This window comes from uncultured Sphingomonas sp. (assembly GCF_934560975.1).
GTDB lineage: Bacteria > Pseudomonadota > Alphaproteobacteria > Sphingomonadales > Sphingomonadaceae > Sphingomonas_I.
The window spans coordinates 1-19,570 of sequence record NZ_CAKTFO010000013.1 but is presented as its reverse complement, the minus strand read 5'-3'; the positions used below and the strand labels follow the sequence as shown (position 1 = coordinate 19,570).

The following is a 19,570-nucleotide window of genomic DNA, read 5'->3' as shown; positions in this document are numbered from 1 at the left end:
GTGCTCGTCTCGGGCCTTACACGAAGTCGCTCGTGTCGAACGCGTTCGTATTCACGTTGCGGAACGCAATGCTGGAGTCGGCCGCGCCCGCGCCCGCGCCATCGTAGAAGAGGTAGGTATCGCTGCCGACCGAGATCGCCGCAACGCCGGTTCCCCCTTCCGTCAGCAGATGCGTCGCCGTGGCAGCGGCATCGGCGGCGGACGAAGCGGTGCCGTGCAGCACCTTGCTGACGTCGAAGCCGAGCGCGACATGGTCCACGCCGTTGGCGAAATCCGCGACCACATCGCCCAGGTAGGCGCCGCTGCCACTCCTGGTATAAACCGAACTGTCGTCCGAAAAAACGAACAGGTCGGCCTCCGAATTGCCGGTCAGCAGATCGCGGCCTTGGCCACCCACGATCGTGTCCCGACCCGTGCCGCCCATGACGCTGTCGCTGTCCATTCCGCCGAACAGGCGATCATTGCCGGCGCCGCCCTGGATCGTGTCGCTGCCGGCATTGCCCTGGATGTAATCGTCGCCGCCATTGCCGTTCAGCCGGTCGTTGCCGTCCGCAGCACCTGTGGCTGATGTCACGCTGTTGCCGAAGATGTGGTCGTCGCCCGACCCACCCTTGATCGTGTCCGATCCCGTGCCGCCATAGTAATAATCCTGCTCGACGAGATTGCCGTGGCTGTCCCTCGATCCCGACGACCCCGTGATATCGTCGTTGCCGGCGCCGCCCTGGATCGTGTCGCTGGCCCTGGTGGCGGTCAGCACGTTATTGCCGGACGTACCGTTGATCACCTTGTGCGAAGCATCCAGTGAATCCCGCAAGGCATCGTAGCGCGGACTGCTGGTGTCGTAGACATTGTCGAGCACACCCCAATAACCGTAGGTGGCCGCCTGCCCTATGTCGTTATAGTTCACCAGGCTGGTTCCGCCGGCCGCCGCGAAGCCGTCCGCCATCTTGGCATAGAGCTGCTCCATGCGCGGATCGTTCATCAACCGCGCGAAGAAGTCGACGACCTCGCCCCGCACGCTGGACGGAAAGGCAGCGGCGGTCAGGTGCGCGCCGCCTTCATAGGCGACGAGGTGGACGCCCGCCTTTTCGGCGATAGCCTCCGCGCTCTTGAACTTGGCCAATTGCTTGGTCAGGCTGGAATCGCTGTCCAGCGATCCGCCATATTGCAGTTCCTTGAACGCGGCATCCATGCCGGCCTTGCCGCCACGGGCCCATTGCAGAACCTTGGCCTGGTCGCTCGCATCACGGCCGGAAACCGACAACTCACCTCCGAAATAGGTGGTCACGGCATAGCTGTCGAACAGCCCTGCCACGGTGCCGCCGGCCTTTTGCACGCCCTGCTGCTCGACGTTCAGCACGCCGTCATTGCCGAGCTGGCCGCCCAGCACCATGTCGACCCGTGTTTCGCTGGATGAACCGAACACCTGATCGACGATCTTGGCGACCTGCGCCGAACGATAGCCGTTGAAGATCAGGTTGCCGGCATGGATGCCGTCGGTCTTGCCGTCGCCGTCCGCATCCTTGCCCCACAGCGCCTTGGCCCTGTCATTGGCATAAGCCGTGCCGCCGTAATCGCCGTTCCAGACCTCGTTGCCATACTCGACGTGCAGCGTAATGCCAGGATCGAGATGGTCGCGAATATAGGTCAGCGCGTTCTTCACATAGGTGTCGTCCGCCTTGGCGGCGACGTTCCACCACATGTCGGCGCCGCTCTCGTTGGACAACTGCACCATCGCTTCCAACGGCACGCCATCCTTGTTCACGATCGTGGACCAGGACGAGTCCGTCAGTTGCGCGCGGTCGGCCCAGCTGACGCTGGGATTCCCATCAATGTTGGCCCAGTCCTTGAACCGCAGCACATCCCACCCGCTCGCCTTTTCCACAAAGGCGGGGTTGAAGATCTCGCCTGCGTTGAACAGGTCGACCTGGTCCGTGCGCACCAGATGCACGTCGTGTACCGGATCGCTCTTGTTCAGGCCGGTTAACTTCAGCTGCACGCTGACCGCGTCCGGATCGGTGACCTGGAAGGTCAGCCGGTTGTCATCCTGGCTCAGGATCTTGGTGCCGGGCAACGAAAACGTGCCTTTGCCCTGCCATGTCACCACATAGGTATCGATCGGCGCCTCTCCCGCCGGATCGATCGCTACCATCTTGTAGATGGACTGCGTTCCCGATGGGATGCCCAGCGGATCGCCATTCTTGTCCGTCGTCACCGTCGACTGACCGCTGCCGGGCCGCCACTCGCCACCCGTCTTCACCCGGTCGATAAAGGGTTCGCCGGTCGACCAATAGGTCGGCGGCGCCAAGTTCATGCCAATTGAAGTCACCTGAAGTCCCACCCGCGCTGTGTTAGTGGGATCCTGTTAACCAACTAAGGTTAATATAAACCATATGTTTTTATGCACTTGCGGTAATCATCAACTTACCATCGACGCCCTGCGTCGCTTCGCCGTAAACTGGGCGATATTCTCGACGGATCGAGGGGGATGGTTGGCGCAAGATGGGCGAAAGCTTGCGCCGGGAATCGGAAGTTTGGGCTGTGAGGCCGGGAGCGCGCCGAATCACCGCACCCACGCGTCGGCGGCGCTTGCCTGAACGGCGCCAATGAAAAAGCCCCGGGAAGCAGGACGCTTCCCGAGGCTTGATCTGGTGGGCGCAGCAGGGTTTGAACCTGCGACCCCTGCGGTGTGAACACAGTGCTCTACCACTGAGCTATGCGCCCGGTGGAAGGGCGGTTAGGGGAACTGGCGCGCCCTGTCTAGTGCCTCCGCGTCGTCAAAGGCGGAAATGGATCATCCGGCGGTGCAGCGGCAGCAGGATCGCGAACACCAGACCGGTAATGGCCAGCGCGCACAGCAGCGAGGCGAGCCGTGGATCGGCCGCAACCTGCCGCGCCACGCCGAACCCCCATTGTTGCGGCGTTGCCCCGCCGGGCAGGATCGGCAGCCCACCGACCACGCCAAGCAATTGCGAGATCACATAGGCCAGGATGGCGTTCCCGCCGAACACCTTAAGCGGGCTCAACAGCCGCGTCGCTGCCTCGCTGCGCACCAGCGACAACAACGAGGCAAGCAGCACGATGGAAAAGCCGCTGCTGACCAGGGCGAAACTGCTGGTCCAGATGCGCTTGTTGATCGGAAATACGGGGTCGAGCCAGGTTCCGATCAGCAGCAGCAGCGCCCCGCCGACCGCCAGGCGCGGCGGCGTCGTGCCCCGGCGCCACGCCAGCGTCGCCAGCACCCCGAACAGCACGTTGGCGAGCGCCGGCACGGTTCCGAGCAGGCCCTCGGGATCGTACACGCTCCGACCCGCCTCATCCAAGCCCTGCGACCAGAGGTGCGGAACGGTGAGGATGGTTCGGTCGAGCCATGCCGCCAGATTACCGGCGGGGTCCAGCCGCCCTGCCCCGAAGCCCGGCACCGGCACCAGAACCATCAGGGCCCAATATGCCAGCAGGATGGCGGCGATCGCCGCGCCGATTGCCGGAACGTTGGCGGCTTGGCGGCCCTCCGCATCGCGCCGCGCGGTTCCGACCAGCACCAGCAGCGCCAGTCCATAACATAATGCGATCCGCTGGAGCACGCCCGGCAGCCGGAGATGTGCCAGGTCGAAGAACGGCAGGGCGTTCAGCAGCAGGCCCAGCCCGATCAGCGCCGCCATCCGGCGCAACACCCGCGCCCAGAAGACGCGCCTTTCCTCGCCGGTGGACAGCGGCCGGGGAAAGGACAGGCCGATTGCCACGCCGACGCTGAACAGAAAGGTCGGAAAGACCATGTCGGTCAGGGTCCAGCCATTCCATTCCGCATGTTCCAGCGGACGGTAGGCATGGGACCATGATCCCGGACCGTTAGCCAGGATCATGCCCATCACCGCCGCGCCACGCAGCAGGTCGAGCGCCACGAGCCGTGGCTTCGCACCCGGTCCAGAGCCGTTCATGTCCATCCTCCCTCTTTGAGGGGCAACATGACGGCGCTGCGAGAATGCGTCCAGAGGTGTCGAAAAATCGGCGACAAGCGGCCTTCGGGCGGCCGGAGACGGCGCGGTTAGTTGACCGCGTCCTTCAGGACCTTGCCCGGCCGGAACTTGGGCTGGCTGGTCGCCTTGATGTTGAGCGGCTCGCCGGTGCGCGGATTGCGCCCGGTAGACGCCTTGCGGCGGCTGACCGCGAAGTTGCCGAAGCCGACCAGACGAACCTCGGAGCCGTTCTGCAACTGCTCGGTAACGATCTGGAGCATCGTCTCGACGACCCGTGCGGTGTCGTTTCGAGCGAGACCGGTCCGCTCTGAAACGGCGGCGATCAGCTCCTGCTTGTTCATGACACTCCCTTCCCGGCTGGCGGGTATTTGATGATTGCGCGAGCGACCACCTAATGCCCAGCCTGCCGGGGGAGTCAAAGAAAACTGATCGGGATCAGTGGCGTGCCACGCTGTGGCCGGCTTCCGAACCGTGCGATGCGAGCGGCGGCTCGGTCGCGAGTTCGTCCGCTTCGGTCCATTCGATCGACGCCACCGGCTGGGTCAACGCCCGCGCCAGCACCTCGTCGACATGCGAGACCGGCACGATCTCAAGGCCTTCGCGGATGTTGGCGGGAATGTCCGCCAGATCCTTTTCATTCTCCTTCGGGATTAGCACGGTGACGATGCCGCCGCGCAGCGCCGCCAACAGCTTTTCCTTGAGGCCGCCGATGGCGAGCACGCGGCCGCGCAATGTCACCTCGCCCGTCATCGCCACGTCGCGACGCACCGGAATGCCCGTCAGCGTGGAGATCATGGCCGTGACCATGCCGATGCCAGCGGACGGGCCATCCTTCGGCACCGCGCCCTCGGGCAGGTGGATGTGCAGGTCGCGACGGCCGAACAGGCTCGGCTTCACGCCATAGATCGGTGCACGCGCACGGACGAACGACCAAGCGGCCTGGACGCTTTCCTGCATCACCTCGCCCAGCTTGCCGGTGGTCTTGGCCTGCCCCTTGCCGGGAATGCTGACCGCCTCGATCGTCAGCAATTCGCCGCCGACTTCGGTCCAGGCCAGGCCGGTCACCGCGCCGATCTGGTCCTCTTCCTCGCTCACGCCGAAGCGATGCTTCCGCACGCCGGCGAATTCATCAAGATTCTCGGGCGTGACCTCGACCTGCTCGGCCTTGCCCTCCAGGATGCGGCGCAGCGCCTTGCGGGCGAGCTTGGCGATCTCCCGCTCCAGCGTACGCACGCCTGCCTCGCGGGTATAATAACGCACCAGGTCGCGCAGGCCGGCTTCGGTCAGGGCGAATTCGCCATCCTTCAGGCCATGCTCCGCCACCACCTTCGGCAGCAGGTGCCTGGTCGCGATCTCGACCTTCTCGTCCTCAGTATACCCCTCCAGCCGGATGATCTCCATCCGGTCGAGCAACGGCTGCGGCAGGTTCAGGCTGTTCGCCGTGCAGACGAACATCACGTCCGACAGGTCGTAATCGACCTCCAGATAATGGTCCTGGAACTTGGCATTCTGTTCCGGATCCAGCACCTCCAGCAAGGCGGAGGCAGGGTCGCCGCGGAAATCCTGACCCAATTTGTCGATCTCATCCAGCAGGAACAGCGGGTTGGACGTGCCCGCCTTCTTCAGGTTGGTGGCGATCTTGCCGGGCAACGAGCCGATATAGGTGCGGCGATGGCCACGAATCTCGGCCTCGTCGCGCACCCCGCCCAGCGACTGGCGCACGAACTCGCGCCCCGTTGCCCTGGCGATCGACTTGCCCAGGCTGGTCTTGCCCACGCCGGGTGGCCCGACCAGGCACAGGATCGGCCCTTTCAGCTTGTTGGTACGCGCCTGCACTGCCAGATACTCGACGATCCGATCCTTGACCTTCTCCAGGCCATGATGGTCGGCGTTCAGGATCGCCTCGGCAGCCGGAATGTCGCGCTTGACCTTGGACTTCTTGCCCCATGGCAGGCCGAGCAGCACGTCCAGATAGTTGCGCACCACCGTTGCCTCGGCGCTCATCGGCGCCATGCCGCGCAGCTTCTTCACCTCGGCCGTAGCCTTGGTGCGCGCTTCCTTGCTCAGCTTGCTTTCGGCGATCTTCTGCGTCAACTCCGCAATCTCGTCGCCGCCCTCCTCCGAATCGGAGGTGCCGAGTTCGCGCTGGATCGCCTTCAACTGTTCGTTGAGGTAATATTCGCGCTGGGTCTTCTCCATCTGGCGCTTCACACGGCTGCGGATCTTCTTCTCCACCTGCAGCACGCCCAGCTCGCCTTCCATGAAGGCGAACGCCATCTCCAGCCGCTTGAGCGGGCTTGCTTCCACCAGCATAGCCTGCTTGTCGGCGACCTTGACCGCGACATTGCCGGCGACCGCATCGGCCAGCCGCGCCGGTTCCTCGATGTTGGCGAGCTGGCCCGGCAGGTCGTCGGGCAGCTTCTTGTTGAGCGCGGCATAACGCTCGAACTGCTCAACCACCGATCGCATCAGCGCCTTGATCTCGCCGCTCTCCGGATCGGCCGTCTCGTCACCGATCAGGTCCACGGACGCCGACAGGTAGGTGCCCTTGTTCTCCAGGCCGCCCAACCGGGCGCGCTGACGCCCTTCCACCAGCACGCGAACCGTGCCGTCGGGCAGCTTCAGCAATTGCAGCACGCTGGCAGTCACGCCGATGTCGTACAGCGCGGCGGCGTCGGGATCGTCCTCGGCAGGATCGATCTGCGACACGAGAAAGATCGTCTTGTCGGCCGCCATTGCAGCTTCCAAGGCGGCTACCGACTTGTCGCGCCCGACAAACAGCGGGACGATCATCTGCGGGAACACCACGATGTCGCGCAGGGGAAGGACGGGCAAGGTTTCGGTCATGGAAACTCCGTGCCGCATATATGCGGCTTCCTCAACAATATGGGGATGCCGCGCGCGCGATCAACGCGCCATGTGGTGCGTCGCGGTCACGGCTGGCGATGGAGCACGAAGCGGACGCGGCGGTTGCGGAAATCGAGGCTGACGCGCCGAAACCCCTGCATCACGTCGGTCCCCAGCAGCACCGCCGGTTGGGAAACCAGGCCGAACAGCCTGAACGGCGGCACATCGGCAAAGGCGACCGGCAGGTTGCGCATCACGATCCCGCCGATCCGCACCTCCGGCAGGATCACCAGGTCGGCGACGACGTCCTCGCCGGTGACACTCACCAGCTTGATGGTGCTGACCGCAGCGCGCGCGCGCACCACCTGCCTGCGGAGCGCGGCATTGCCGATCGTGATCTCCGCACCGGAATCGATCACGGCGGCAAGGTCGACCTTGCCCGCCTTGGCCTGGGTCAGGATCAGCTGCCCTTTGCGGCGACGGGCGGTGACCACGATCTCGTCGTCGCCGCGCGACACCCTTTCCGCTACGCGCGTATCCTGAACCGTAATGGTCTTGTGCTCGAAATCCAGCGTCAGCCGCTGGCCGGACAGCGCATCGATGCCGATCAGGCCCTGGGCACCGATATTCTCCTCCGCCAAGACAGGCGCGACGATGCCGGTCATGCTGTTCGCGCCGATGCGGAGGCGATCGATCCTGACCGTTGGCACCGTGCGGGACGCGCCCATGCTGTGGACCAGCACCGCCTCCCCCGCCGGCAGGCCGAGCCGCTGCGCCAACCCCATGCCGATCACCGTGCGGTCGGCCCCGCTATCCACCACGAAGCGGAACGGTCCCTGCCCGTTCACCGCCACGTCCACCGTCATACGGGTCTCCACCTGCTTGGCGGCGACCGGCTCCCCCGTCACCTCCAGCGTGTCGTCGATCGTGGCGCGGCGGATAAAGCCCTGTTGCGTGCCCACCGGCTCGGTCGGCACCGGCGTCTGCGCAGGCGCAACGAAGGCGCAGAAAACGACAGCGACGCAGGCTGTCGCGGTCCGGATCATTCCACCGTCACGCTCTTGGCCAGGTTGCGCGGCTGGTCCACGTCCGTGCCCTTCAGCACGGCCACATGATAGGCCAGCAGCTGCACCGGTATGGCATAAACGATCGGCGCGATCAGCGGGTGGACGCGCGGCAGGGCAAGCGTGGCGGCGCACCCCTCTCCTCCCGCCGCGACGCCCTCCGCGTCGGAGATCAGCAGCACGCGACCACCACGGGCGCGCACCTCCTGCATGTTGCTGACCGTCTTGTCGAACAGGGGGCCGGACGGGGCGATCACGATCACGGGGACGAGGTCGTCGATCAGCGCGATCGGTCCGTGCTTCATCTCGCCCGCCGCATAGCCTTCCGCGTGGATGTAGCTGATTTCTTTCAGCTTCAGCGCGCCCTCCAGCGCCAGCGGAAAATCCTGTCCCCGGCCGAGGTAGAGGACGTCGCGCGCGTCGGCGATGCCGGCGGCCATCGCCCGGATCGCCGGATCATGCGCCAGGGCTTCGTTGAGGGCGGCGGGCGCCTCGCCCAGATGCTGGACGATCTCGCGCTCCTGCGCGCGATCCAGCAGGCCACGCGCCCGCGCCAGGTTCGCCGCCAGCGCCGCCAGCACGGCGAGTTGGCAAGTGAACGCCTTGGTCGACGCGACGCCGATCTCCGGCCCCGCATGGGTCGGCAGCACCAGGTCCGCCTCGCGCGCCATGGTGCTGGTCGGCACGTTGACCACCGCCACCACCGTCTGCCCTTTGCTGCGGGCATGGCGCAGCGCCGCCAGCGTGTCCGCCGTCTCGCCCGACTGGCTGATGAACAGCGCCAGTCCGCCCGGCTCCAGCACCGGCTGGCGATAGCGGAATTCGCTCGCCACATCGATGTCCACCGGCACGCGGGCAAATTGCTCGAACCAATATTTCGCGACCAGGCCCGCATAGAAACTGGTCCCGCACGCCACGACCGTGACGCGGCGGATCGCACCCAGGTCGAAGCCCTCGGTCGGCAGCGCCAGTTCCCCGTCCAGCCGGCGGAGATACGATCGCAAGGTCTGCGCGACCACGATCGGCTGCTCGTATATCTCCTTCAGCATAAAGTGCGGGTGATTGCCCTTGCTCACCGCCTCCTCGGTCACGCCCGACCGGACGATCGGCCGTTCGACGGGCCGGTCCTCCCGATCGAAGATCCTGGCGCCGTCACGGGTCAGCACCACCCAGTCGCCCTCCTCCAGATAGGCAATGCGCTGGGTCAAGGCTGCTAGCGCGTGCGCGTCCGAGCCGAGATAGAATTCACCGTCGCCATAGCCGATCACCAGGGGCGAACCGAGCCGCCCGCCGATCAGCATGTCCGGTCGATCGCGAAACAGGATGGCGAGACCGAACGCGCCATGCAGCCGCTTCAGCGTATCGCGCACCGCCTGCACCGGATCCACGCCCGCCTCCACCTGTTCGGAGATCAGGTGCGCGACCACCTCCGTATCGGTCTGCGACGTCAGCATCCGGCCGCGGGCGAGCAGTTCATCGCGGAGCGGCCGGAAATTCTCGATGATGCCGTTGTGCACGATCGCCACATGCTCGGTCGCGTGGGGATGCGCATTATCCTCGGTCGGTGCGCCGTGCGTCGCCCAGCGCGTATGGGCTATGCCGGTTGCCCCCGCCAGCGGACGCTCCGCCAGAACGGCTGCCAGATTGTCCAGCTTGCCAGCCGCGCGGCGACGGTGGATCGCACCGCCATCCACCGTCGCCATGCCCGCCGAATCATACCCGCGATATTCCAGCCGCCGCAGTCCGGCGAGCAACCTGTCAGGTACGGGCGAGCGCCCCGCAATTCCGATAATGCCACACATGGGGCGCACATATGGCGTCGTGGGCCCGACGCCTAGCAGCCTGCGTCCGCCGGAAGGGCACGAACGGCGAACATACAACGTTAACCATGCAGCCCTAGAACGAAGGGGAAGGATCATCGTCTTGTCTTATACGCAGCCTCAGTTCAGCCCGGCTTCCCGCCTTGTCGCGCGCGCGCTGGATGCAGCCGCCGGCTGGGGCAACATGCGCTCCGTGATGATCACGGCCATGACGCTGGGCGCATCGTTGCTCGCCAACGCCTTGCTCGACCGGCATGTCAGCCTCGCGCTGTTCTACATCATGACCTGCGCCTTTTCCGCCTGGACGCTGGGCGAGAAGGCCGGATTGTGGACGGCGGCGACGGCGATGATCGGCTCCTCGCTGATCAACTACCTGCGATTGCCGGCGGATGTGCAACAGGTGACGCTGGCGTCCGAGATCTGGAACCTCGTCATCCGCACCCTATCCGCATTCCTGATCGTGACCATGGTCAGCGGCTTTCGTACCGCCTTGTCGCTGGAACGCTGGCGCGGGTCGGTGGACAGCCTGACCGGCGTGCTGAACAAGGCGGCGTTCAGCGGGCAGGTGCCGCGGTTCGTGGCTATGGCCGCCGCCGGCCGGCGCGTGCTGCTGCTGTTCTACATCGACCTGGACGGGTTCAAGCAGGTCAACGACCGCCACGGCCATTCGGCCGGCGACCAGGTGCTGGCCAGCTTTGCGGAGGCTGCCTCCGACGCGATCCGCGCGGGCGACCTGTTTGCGCGCATCGGCGGAGACGAGTTCGTCGGCCTGATGGCGGTCCGCACTCGCGACGAAGCGGACACGCTGGCGGAGATGGTCCACACCCGCCTCAGCCGCATTCTGCGCGACATGGACTTGGGCGTCGGCTGCAGCACCGGCGCGCTGGTGTTCGAGGCGCCCGCGTCCGGCTCGCTCGATCCCGCCCTCAAGATCGCAGACGCACTGATGTATGAGGTCAAGCGGTCCGGCAAGAATGCGATGCGGATCGGCCACATCATACATGATGAAAATGCAGGTAAGGACGTTGATCCCCTTCAATTCGCAGTCAAATCGGCCAAGACAGGGTTTGCCCACGGCTCGTCTGCCGCATTACCCAATTCGGTGTGAGTGATATGCGAATCGACTTCTTCTCTCCCGCGCCCCGACCAGTGCAGGAAAGCCTCCGCCAGGACGCGGTCGTGCGATCGGGTTTATTGCAACGCGGCGGCGACGCGGATCTCCAGCGGATCGTGCAGAATGCATCCGCGCGCTTCCACACGCCCATTGCCGCGATCTCGGTGATCGATCGCGATCGCCAATGGTTCGTGGCGCGTACCGGCCTCCTGGTTGAGGAAACGCCGCGCGCAATGTCGTTCTGCGCCCACGCCGTCCACCGGCCGGGTGAGCCGTTGGTGGTGCCGGATGCGACAGCGGACTGGCGTTTCCAGGGTAATCCGCTGGTCACCTCCTCCCCGCACATCCGCTTCTATGCCGGCGTCCCCCTGGTGGACCGGACCGGCTACGCCCTGGGCGCCCTGTGCATCATCGATGCGGAGCCGCGTGACGAGGATGTCGACCTGTTTGAACTGTCCCTGCTCGCGCGGGAGGCGGAGGCGGTGATCAACCGCTGAGGTCAGTCGCGCTTGAACCGGGCGCGGAAGCGTGCCGCCCAACCCGGCTTTTCCTGCTGCGCCGCACGCGCAATGCCCAGCGCATCCGCTGCGACGTCGCGCGTGACCACCGATCCGGCCGCGATCATCGCGCCATCACCGATCGTCACCGGCGCCACCAGCGCGCTGTTGGACCCGATAAACGCGCCTTCACCGATTCGGGTCGGATGTTTGCCATATCCATCATAATTGCAGGTGATGGTGCCCGCGCCGATATTGCTGCCTGCGCCCACCTCGGCATCGCCCAGATAGGTCAGGTGGTTGGCCTTCGCGCCTGCGCCCAGGCGCGTTTTCTTCAGCTCCACGAAATTGCCGACATGCGCGCCCTCGCCCACCTCGGCTCCGGGGCGCAGGCGCGTGAACGGGCCGACAACGGCACCACGCTCCACCCGCGCGCCCTCCACATGGCTGAACGCGTGGATGGTCACGTCCTCCGCGATGCTGACACCCGGCCCGAACACGACATTGGCGCCGATCGTCACGTCACGCCCGATTTCCGTGTCCCACGCAAACCAGACGGTTTCCGGCGCAGTCAGGGTAGCGCCATCGGCCATCGCCCGCCTGCGCCTTTCGGCCTGCCACTGCGCCTCCACCGCCGCCAGTTCGGCGCGGCTGTTCACGCCCGCCACTTCCGCCGGGTCGGTCTCGATCACCGCCGCATGACGGTCGTCCGCCAGCGCCAGCATGACGATATCGGGCAGGTAATGTTCCCCTGCCGCATTGTCGTTGCCGACCCGGTCGAGCAGCGGCCACAGGTCCGCCGCGCGCACCGCCATCAGGCCGGAATTGCACAGCGTCACCGCCCGTTCGGCCTCGCTCGCATCCTTGTGCTCGACCATCTTGGCGATGCGTCCGTGCTCCGCGACGATCCGGCCATAGCTCAGCATCGCCTCCGGTCGGAAGCCTAGCACCACTACCGCCGGCGCGTCGGGCTCGTGCAGCCGCGCGATCATCCGCCCCATCGTCGCGCCGGACACCAGCGGCACGTCGCCATACAGGATCAGCACATCGCCATCGAAGCCCGACAAGGCCCCGCGCGCCTGGAGCACGGCATGGGCAGTGCCAAGCTGTGGATCCTGCACCGCCAGTTTCACGCCCAGCGGGGCGACGAATTCCTCCACCTGCGCCCGCTCCGCGCCCGTGACCACCACCGTGTCGCGTACGCCCAGGCCGTTCACCGCATCCAGCAGGTGGCCAAGCATCGGCCGTCCCGCCACGGGATGCAGCACCTTGTGCAGGGCGGATTTCATCCTTGTGCCCTTGCCCGCGGCAAGGATGATGGCGGCAATCGGCGCGTCGGTCATGTCATGGCTTTGCCATGTTCGATCGTCACAAGCTACACGGGACACTATGACTCAATTTCCCTTCGATATCGTGGTCTTCGACCTGGACGGCACCCTGGCCGACACCGCGCCGGACCTGACCGCCGCGCTCAACCACGCCTTGGGCGTGCTCGGCCGGCGCCCCATTCCGGCGGCGGAGGTTCGCCACATGGTGGGGCACGGCGCCCGCGCCCTGCTGCGCAAGGGGCTGGCGGAAACCGGCACCGTGGACGACGCTCTGGTGGAGCAAGGCTTCCCGGTTTTCCTGGACTATTACCAGGCCCACATTGCCGACGGCACCCGCCCGTTCGATGGCGTGGAGCAGGCGCTGGCGGCGCTGGAACAGCGCGGCGTGCGGCTGGCGATCTGCACCAACAAATTGGGAGGGCTTGCCGGCCAGTTGGTGGACGCGCTCGGCTGGACCGGCCGGTTCGACGTCATCGTCGGCGGCGACACCCTGCCGCAGCGCAAGCCCGACCCCGCGCCGGTTCACGCCGCGATCGAACGGGCCGGCGGCGGGCGCGCCGCGTTCGTGGGCGATTCGATCAGCGACACCGACGCCGCCCGCGCCGCCGGCATCCCCTGCGTCGCCCTGACCTTCGGCTTTTCCGATCGCCCGCCGGAACAGCTCGGCGCGACGGCGCTGATCGACCATTTCGACGCGCTGGTCCCCACGCTCGAACGGTTGGGCGGCTGATGGCGTTCGGGCGGCTGGGGCGGCTCGGCGCGGGGCCCATTCCTACCGGGAAAGCCGGCGCGGCCGACCCCACGCCCGCACTGATCGAGGCGCTGCACGAGCCGGTGCTGGTGCTGGACGGCTACCATATCCGCCACGCCAACGCCTCGGCCCGCGCCCTGCTGGGCGACCATATCGTAGGCGACTATGTCCGCCTCGCCATCCGCCATCCCGCCGCCGCCCCGATCCTAAGCGGGGATGAGGACGGCCCGCTCGCGCTCACCGGCCTTGGCGGCCACGATCGGTTGTGGGAGCTGTCCGCCGGCACCGTCCGCCCCGGCGTGCGCCTCCTCCGCCTGACCGACCGCAGCGCCCAGCGCGCGGCCGAGCGGATGCGGGTCGATTTCGTCGCCAATGCCAGCCACGAACTTCGCACCCCGCTGGCCTCGCTGATCGGCTTCACCGAAACGCTGGAGGACGCCAACGGTCCGGAGGATGCCGACACCCGCCTGCGCTTTCTGAAGATCATGGGCAACGAAGCGCGCCGGATGCAGCGCCTGATCGACGACCTCATGTCGCTCTCCCGGATCGAGGCGGACCGTTACTCCGCCCCGCGCGAGACGATCGACCTGTCGGCCGTGCTGGGCGAGGTGGTGGACGAACTGCGCCTCATCCGCCGCGATGGCGAACGCCTCCAGCCGGGCGGCATGGAAAAGGCGCTGGTGGTGGGCGATCGCCCGCAATTGCATCAGCTGATCCACAACATCATCAGCAACGCCTTCAAATACGGGCGCGAGGGAACGCCGATCCGCCCCAGCCTTCGCATCGCCGACGGCAAGGCGCGGCTGACCGTGGCCGACGAAGGGGACGGGATCGCCGTGGAGCATCTGCCCCGCCTTACCGAGCGTTTCTACCGCGTCGATCCGGGCCGCAGCCGGGCGATCGGCGGTACCGGCCTCGGCCTCGCCATCGTCAAGCACATTGTGGAACGGCATCGCGGCACGCTGGACATTGCCAGCGTGGTCGGCACCGGCACCACGGTTTTGGTGACGCTGCCGCTCAAAGACCGGTAAATGTCATAAAAGAGTCGCGCTGGCCCATCATGGCGGCGCCCGGGAGCTTCTGCATGGCGACGAGCGGACACACGATCAAGGCGTTCGACGAGGATCTCGCCGAACTGCGCGCCCTGGTGGCGGAGATGGGAGGGCTCGCCGAGGCCGCGATTGACGAGGCGGTGAAGGCGCTGCTCCGACGCGACCTGGAATCCGCCGCGCGGCTGGTGGAGGAAGATCGCCGGATCGACGCGATGGAGGCCGACCTGGAACGCCGCGCCGTCCGTCTGATCGCGCTACGCGCGCCGCTGGCGGATGATCTGCGCGAGGTGCTCGCCGCGCTGAAGATCGCCGGCGTGATCGAGCGGATCGGCGACTATGCCAAGAATATCGCCAAGCGCGTGCCGCTGTTGCAGGAAGTGCGCGACATCGATCCCATGGCGATCCTGCCGGCCATGGCGGACGCGGTTTCGGAAATGGTCCATGACGTGCTCGACGCCTATGCCGCGCGCGACGCCCATGCCGCGATCGAAGTGTGCCGGCGCGACCGTCGCGTGGACGATCTCTACAACAGCCTGTTTCGCGCGCTGCTCACCTACATGATGGAAAATCCGTCCAACATCGGAGCTTCGACGCACCTGTTGTTTGTCGCCAAGAATCTGGAGCGGATGGGCGACCACGCCACCAACGCGGCGGAGATGATCTATTTCGCCGCCACCGGTGAGCAGATCACCGAACGGCCGCGCGGCACCGATCCGTTTGCTGTAGGGGAAGGTTGACGATGGCGGGCGCCCGCATCCTGTTGGTCGAGGACGATGCCGCCTTGGCCGAATTGCTCGAATGGCACCTCACCCGCGAAGGGCATGCGGTGCAGCAGACCGCCGATGGCGAAGACGCGCTGCTGCTGGCGGCCGAAGAAGCGCCGGACATCGTCCTGCTCGACTGGATGATCGAAGGTTTGTCAGGGATCGAGGTGTGCCGCCGGCTGCGGCGCATTCCCGACACCGCCAACGTGCCGATCATCATGCTGACCGCGCGCGGCGAGGAAGAGGATCGCATCCGCGGCCTGGAAACCGGCGCTGACGACTATGTCACCAAGCCCTTCTCCCCGCGCGAGCTGGTGGCGCGGGTCAACGCCGTGCTGCGCCGGGTCCGTCCGGCGCTGGCGGGCGAGCGCCTGTCCTATGGCGGGATCGACATGGACCTGGGCGACCACAAGGTTCGTCGCGACGGCATCTCGCTCGCATTGGGGCCGACCGAATTCCGGCTGCTGCGCCACTTCATGGAGCATCCCGGCCGTGTCTTCTCGCGTGAGCGGTTGCTGGACTCGGTCTGGGGCCGCGACAGCGACATCGAGCCGCGCACGGTGGACGTCCACATCCGGCGGCTGCGCAAGGCGATCAACCTCAACGATCAGCCCGATCTGATCCGCACCGTCCGCTCGGCCGGCTACGCCCTGGACTCCGAAGGCACGGCCTGAGCCCACGGGTGTTTTGCTGACGCAACACAGCCATGCTACCACGCCGGTTCGAGGAGACGGCCGGCATGTATAGCGAATCCGATATCGAGGCGGCGGTGGCTTCCGGCGCGATCACGCCCCAGGCCGCGGCGGCGTTGCGAAACAGCGTCGCCAGCAGCCGCGCCGCGCCGGCGGTGGATGAGGAAAGCTTCCGGCTGATCACCGGCTTCAACGACATCTTCGTCACCATTGCCGCCATGCTGCTGCTGGTGGCGGTCGGCTGGATCGGCTCCGCGCTGGGCGGCGCCATCGTCGCCGCACCCTTCATGCTGGACTATACCGACCCGGTCGAAGTCGCGCAGATGCAGCGCCACATCGCGGCCGGGGCGACGGTGGCCGGCCTTGCCGTCGCGGCGGTCAGTTGGCTGCTGGCGGAGTATTTCACCCGCAAGCGGCGCATGGCACTGCCCAGCATCTTCCTGTTGCTCACCTTTGCGCTCGGCGTGGGCGGCGCGATTGCCGGCCTGCTGGGCGCGGCATCGTCGACTTTGGACGCCCGCCATCAGGCGCTGGTCAGCGCGATGGCGGCCTTGGTCACGGCAGGTGCCACCTATGCCCACTGGCGCCGCTTTCACGTGCCGATCACCATTGCGGCGCTCACCTGTGCGCTTGCCGCGACCCTGGTCAGCCTGGTGATGGCGGCGATCCCGGCCACGCGGGAGGCATGGCTGTTCGTGCTGATGCTGGCGGGTCTCGCCATCTTCTCCTTCGCCATGTGGTGGGATGTGTCCGACCGCCAGCGCCAGACCCGCCGCTCGGATGTGGCCTTCTGGCTGCACCTGGTCGCGGCGCCGATGATCGCGCACCCGGTCTTCAACCTGCTTGGCGTCACCGCCGACCGGGTCGGCATCGTCACCGGGCTGGCCGTGATCCTGCTCTACATCCTGTTCGGGATCGTCGCTCTGGCGGTGGACCGTCGCGCCTTGCTGGTGTCGTCGCTCTTCTACGTCCTGTTCGCGCTCGCCAGCCTGTTCGAATCGGTCGGCGCGGTCAGCCTCAACATCGCCCTCACCGCCTTGGTGATCGGCTCGGCGTTGCTGCTGCTCTCGGCCTTCTGGCATGGCGCGCGCCGGCTGGTGGTCACGCGTTTGTCGCCGGCCCTGCGCGACAGGCTGCCCGTGCTCGACCGGCCGCTGCTGGTCACTCCTCGACCAGCTTGAGGAGCTTGCGTTCCACCGGCGCCAGCACCGGGCCCAGTTCGTGCCCGCGCTTCAGGATGGCGCCGCCCTCCCCGATCAGGGCCCATTCGCCCTGACGATGGCGCAGCGCCGGGCGCTTCTCGATCCGATATTCCGGGCGCTCGGCGGCACGGCGAAAACAGGCGAAGCTTGCCACGTCCTTGCCGAAGTGGATGGCATAATCCCGCCAATGCCCTGCCGCGACCATCCGCCCATACAGGTCTAGGATGCGCAGCAGCTCCATCCGATCGAACGCCACCTGGCGCGGGCCCGCGGGTGCGGGAAAGGGCGTGACGACACCCATCAGGCGGACTGGCGATCCGCGTCGCCGCCCGGCCGCGGGTCGCGCTCGTCGATCAGCCGCGCCAGCTTGATGCGCAGCGTCTCCACTTCGCACTTCAGCAGTTCCAGCTGCTGCGTCGCCGGATCATACCGCTCGCTGCACGGCGTGCCATAGGGAATGAAGGCGTGGTAGCTCTGCGCATCGGTCAGCGTGGGCCGCGCCGGGATGCCGATCATCGTCGCGCCCGCCGGCACTTCGCGCGTTACCACGGCATTCGCCCCGATCCGCGCGCCCTGCCCCACCGTGATCGGCCCCAGCACCTGCGCGCCCGACCCGATGATGACGCCATCCTCGATCGTCGGATGGCGCTTGCCGGGCATGCCGTCGGCCGGATTGGTCCCGCCCAGCGTCACATTCTGGTAGATGGTGACGTTGTCGCCGATATCCGCCGTCTCGCCGATCACCACGAAGCCATGATCGATGAAGAAGTTCGCGCCGATCCTGGCCCCCGGATGGATGTCGATCGCGGTCAGCAGCCGGGCCAGGTGGTTCACCAGTCGCGCAAGGAAGAACAATTCGCCATTGAACAGCCAGTGCGCCGCGCGGTGGAAGCCCAGCGCCCACACGCCGGGATAGAGCAGGATTTCCCAGCGCGAACGTGGCGCAGGATCGCGCGCCTTGATCGAATCGAGATAGGCCAGAAGCTCACGCTTCATGTCGGTTTCACTCCCTGAAGCGACCCACGTGGGAAGTCCGGCATCATATTGCCAGCCCGCTCCGCCACCTAGCGGAACAGCCCCAGGTCGATGGACTGCCCCATCGCCTGATAGCCCGCATCCCCCGGATGGAGGTGATCGCCGCTGTCATAGGGGGCGGCGATGGTCTGGGGATCAGTGCGGTCGGCGGTGACGCGGTCGAAATCGGCCACGCCGTCGAAATGGCCGGGCGTGCGGATCCAGGCATTCACCGCCTGCCGCACGACCTCGCCCTGCGTGCCGTAATAGCCCGCGCCCTTGTAGGGCAGGATGGTCGCCCCGATCACCTTGACGCCCTTGTCATGCGCCCGCTCGATCATCTGGCGATAGGCGCCGATCACCGTGTCCGGCGTCGGCAGCGGCCGCCCGTCGCGCGTGGCCGATCCGATGTCGTTCACCCCTTCCAGAATCACCACATATTTGACGCCCGGCACCGACAGCACGTCGCGGTCAAACCGCGCCAACGCCGCCGGTCCCGCCCCGGTCAGCAGCAGGCGGTTGCCCGAAATGGCGGCGTTGATCACGCCGAAACGCAGCTTGCCGCCGCGATCCAGCCGCGCCGCCAGCACATCCGGCCAGCGCCGATCGGCGTCGATCGTGGCGTTGAACCCGTCCGTGATCGAATCCCCGAATGCGGCAATGGTCCCCACCGCCGATCCACCGGTGACGTCGACCCCGCTCAAGACGTACCTTTTGGTGGTGCTGGCCGATCCGCTGATGATCGTCGCCCCGGTCTGATCGCCGGATCCGAAGCGGGTGGTGGCAACGCCCAGTGGATGGTCGCTGACCCCAGACAGGCCGCCCGGCACATGGATGCTCACCAGCAACCGGGTCCGCGCCGGCACCTGCAACGCCACGGCGTCGCTCACCAGCGGGGCGAACGGCGCGATCGTGGGCGATTGCTGGCCGGCAAAGGTCACCACCCGGTCGCTGCCGGGCAGGACCGATCCGTCTTCGGCCGCAAACGCGACATGCACCGGTCCCAGCGGCAGCGGCGTGTCGCTCAGTTCGTTGGACAAACGCAGTCGGATGGCGGTCCCGCCGGCGCTGACCCGCACCGGCATTCGGATTGTGACGTTGGACAGGCGGCTGGCAACCCCGTCACTGGTCGCGCTCACCGTCTCCGCCGGCACCGCCTGCCACGTCCGCACCCAGCCCTTTGCCTGCACGCCTGCCGGTGCGGCAGCCGCGACCACGGCAGCGCCCCACAGCAGCAATCCGGTTCGCATATTTGTTCCCCTCGTCCGACGGATCATGCCGCCGCCACACTGGACGAAAGCGCGTCGCGCACCGCCGCCACCGCCCCGTCGGCCTTGTCCGCTTCGGGTCCGCCGCCCTGCGCCATGTCGGGCCGGCCGCCGCCGCCCTGCCCGCCCAGCGCCGCAACGGCCTGCTTGACCAGGTCCACCGCCGACAGTCGCCCGATC

18 protein-coding genes and 1 tRNA gene are annotated in these 19,570 nt (G+C 66.7%); 7 read left to right on the top strand and 12 right to left on the bottom strand.

The annotated features are described in order from the left end of the window. Window positions 1-16 precede the first annotated feature (16 nt). The 7 genes from Q0D93_RS09575 to glmS form a co-directional block, all read right to left on the bottom strand. Window positions 17-2,314, bottom strand: a complete 2,298-nt coding sequence (locus tag Q0D93_RS09575; protein ID WP_294393299.1) for a calcium-binding protein — start codon at window positions 2,312-2,314, stop codon at window positions 17-19. A 335-nt stretch (window positions 2,315-2,649) separates the two neighbouring features. Further along, window positions 2,650-2,724 (bottom strand) — tRNA-Val (locus Q0D93_RS09570). Between the two features lie 53 nt (window positions 2,725-2,777). After that, window positions 2,778-3,938 carry a DUF5009 domain-containing protein gene (locus tag Q0D93_RS09565; RefSeq protein WP_294393298.1) on the bottom strand — a complete coding sequence of 387 codons (1,161 nt, stop codon included), beginning with the start codon at window positions 3,936-3,938 and terminating at the stop codon, window positions 2,778-2,780. Window positions 3,939-4,045: 107 nt separating this feature from the next. After that, the gene (locus tag Q0D93_RS09560) at window positions 4,046-4,345 is read right to left on the bottom strand and encodes an HU family DNA-binding protein (RefSeq protein WP_294393381.1); all 300 of its coding nucleotides are present in this window, start codon (window positions 4,343-4,345) and stop codon (window positions 4,046-4,048) included. 67 nt (window positions 4,346-4,412) lie between these two features. After that, a complete protein-coding gene (gene lon / locus Q0D93_RS09555) occupies window positions 4,413-6,824 on the bottom strand; it encodes an endopeptidase La (protein WP_294393296.1) in 2,412 nt (803 codons plus the stop codon). An 86-nt stretch (window positions 6,825-6,910) separates the two neighbouring features. After that, window positions 6,911-7,870 (bottom strand): aspartyl protease family protein, encoded by a 960-nt coding sequence (locus Q0D93_RS09550; RefSeq protein ID WP_294393294.1) that lies wholly within the window; start codon window positions 7,868-7,870, stop codon window positions 6,911-6,913. After that, the gene (gene glmS / locus Q0D93_RS09545) at window positions 7,867-9,690 is read right to left on the bottom strand and encodes a glutamine--fructose-6-phosphate transaminase (isomerizing) (protein ID WP_294393292.1); all 1,824 of its coding nucleotides are present in this window, start codon (window positions 9,688-9,690) and stop codon (window positions 7,867-7,869) included. Before glmS ends, Q0D93_RS09550 begins: the two co-directional genes overlap by 4 nt. A gap of 121 nt (window positions 9,691-9,811) precedes the next feature. Between glmS and Q0D93_RS09540 the strand changes: the two genes are divergently transcribed. Next, window positions 9,812-10,816, top strand: a complete 1,005-nt coding sequence (locus tag Q0D93_RS09540) for a GGDEF domain-containing protein (RefSeq protein ID WP_294393291.1) — start codon at window positions 9,812-9,814, stop codon at window positions 10,814-10,816. Between the two features lie 5 nt (window positions 10,817-10,821). Further along, complete coding sequence (locus tag Q0D93_RS09535) at window positions 10,822-11,319, top strand: GAF domain-containing protein (protein WP_294393289.1); 498 nt, start codon at window positions 10,822-10,824, stop codon at window positions 11,317-11,319. A 2-nt stretch (window positions 11,320-11,321) separates the two neighbouring features. Here Q0D93_RS09535 and glmU read toward each other — a convergent pair whose 3' ends face one another. Beyond that, complete coding sequence (gene glmU, locus Q0D93_RS09530) at window positions 11,322-12,662, bottom strand: bifunctional UDP-N-acetylglucosamine diphosphorylase/glucosamine-1-phosphate N-acetyltransferase GlmU (protein WP_294393287.1); 1,341 nt, start codon at window positions 12,660-12,662, stop codon at window positions 11,322-11,324. Between the two features lie 46 nt (window positions 12,663-12,708). Here glmU and gph point away from each other — a divergent pair, with 46 nt between their 5' ends. From gph to Q0D93_RS09505, 5 genes are all read left to right on the top strand, one after another. Further along, on the top strand, window positions 12,709-13,377 hold the full coding sequence (gene gph, locus Q0D93_RS09525; protein WP_294393285.1) for a phosphoglycolate phosphatase: 669 nt from the start codon (window positions 12,709-12,711) through the stop codon (window positions 13,375-13,377). Next, complete coding sequence (locus Q0D93_RS09520) at window positions 13,377-14,429, top strand: ATP-binding protein (RefSeq protein WP_294393283.1); 1,053 nt, start codon at window positions 13,377-13,379, stop codon at window positions 14,427-14,429. The genes gph and Q0D93_RS09520 overlap by 1 nt, the downstream gene beginning before the upstream one ends. Window positions 14,430-14,482: 53 nt before the next feature. Further along, on the top strand, window positions 14,483-15,187 hold the full coding sequence (gene phoU, locus Q0D93_RS09515; protein ID WP_294393281.1) for a phosphate signaling complex protein PhoU: 705 nt from the start codon (window positions 14,483-14,485) through the stop codon (window positions 15,185-15,187). Between the two features lie 2 nt (window positions 15,188-15,189). Continuing rightward, window positions 15,190-15,888: a phosphate regulon transcriptional regulator PhoB gene (gene phoB / locus Q0D93_RS09510; protein ID WP_294393279.1), complete on the top strand. Its 699-nt coding sequence runs from the start codon at window positions 15,190-15,192 to the stop codon at window positions 15,886-15,888. 65 nt (window positions 15,889-15,953) lie between these two features. Beyond that, a complete protein-coding gene (locus Q0D93_RS09505) occupies window positions 15,954-17,087 on the top strand; it encodes a hypothetical protein (protein ID WP_294393278.1) in 1,134 nt (377 codons plus the stop codon). Here the strand turns inward: Q0D93_RS09505 and Q0D93_RS09500 are convergent. The 4 genes from Q0D93_RS09500 to Q0D93_RS09485 all read right to left on the bottom strand — a co-directional run bounded on the left by Q0D93_RS09500 (window position 17,068) and on the right by Q0D93_RS09485 (window position 19,551). Next, on the bottom strand, window positions 17,068-17,409 hold the full coding sequence (locus Q0D93_RS09500) for a DUF2794 domain-containing protein (RefSeq protein WP_294393276.1): 342 nt from the start codon (window positions 17,407-17,409) through the stop codon (window positions 17,068-17,070). The two genes, Q0D93_RS09505 and Q0D93_RS09500, sit on opposite strands and share 20 nt — an antisense overlap. Beyond that, a complete protein-coding gene (gene epsC, locus Q0D93_RS09495) occupies window positions 17,409-18,104 on the bottom strand; it encodes a serine O-acetyltransferase EpsC (protein ID WP_294393274.1) in 696 nt (231 codons plus the stop codon). The genes Q0D93_RS09500 and epsC overlap by 1 nt, the downstream gene beginning before the upstream one ends. A 68-nt stretch (window positions 18,105-18,172) precedes the next feature. Next, window positions 18,173-19,372, bottom strand: a complete 1,200-nt coding sequence (locus Q0D93_RS09490) for an SGNH/GDSL hydrolase family protein (protein ID WP_294393273.1) — start codon at window positions 19,370-19,372, stop codon at window positions 18,173-18,175. Window positions 19,373-19,395: 23 nt separating this feature from the next. After that, window positions 19,396-19,551, bottom strand: coding sequence for a DHHA1 domain-containing protein (locus Q0D93_RS09485; RefSeq protein ID WP_294393378.1), 156 nt, complete (start codon window positions 19,549-19,551; stop codon window positions 19,396-19,398). Window positions 19,552-19,570 lie beyond the last annotated feature (19 nt).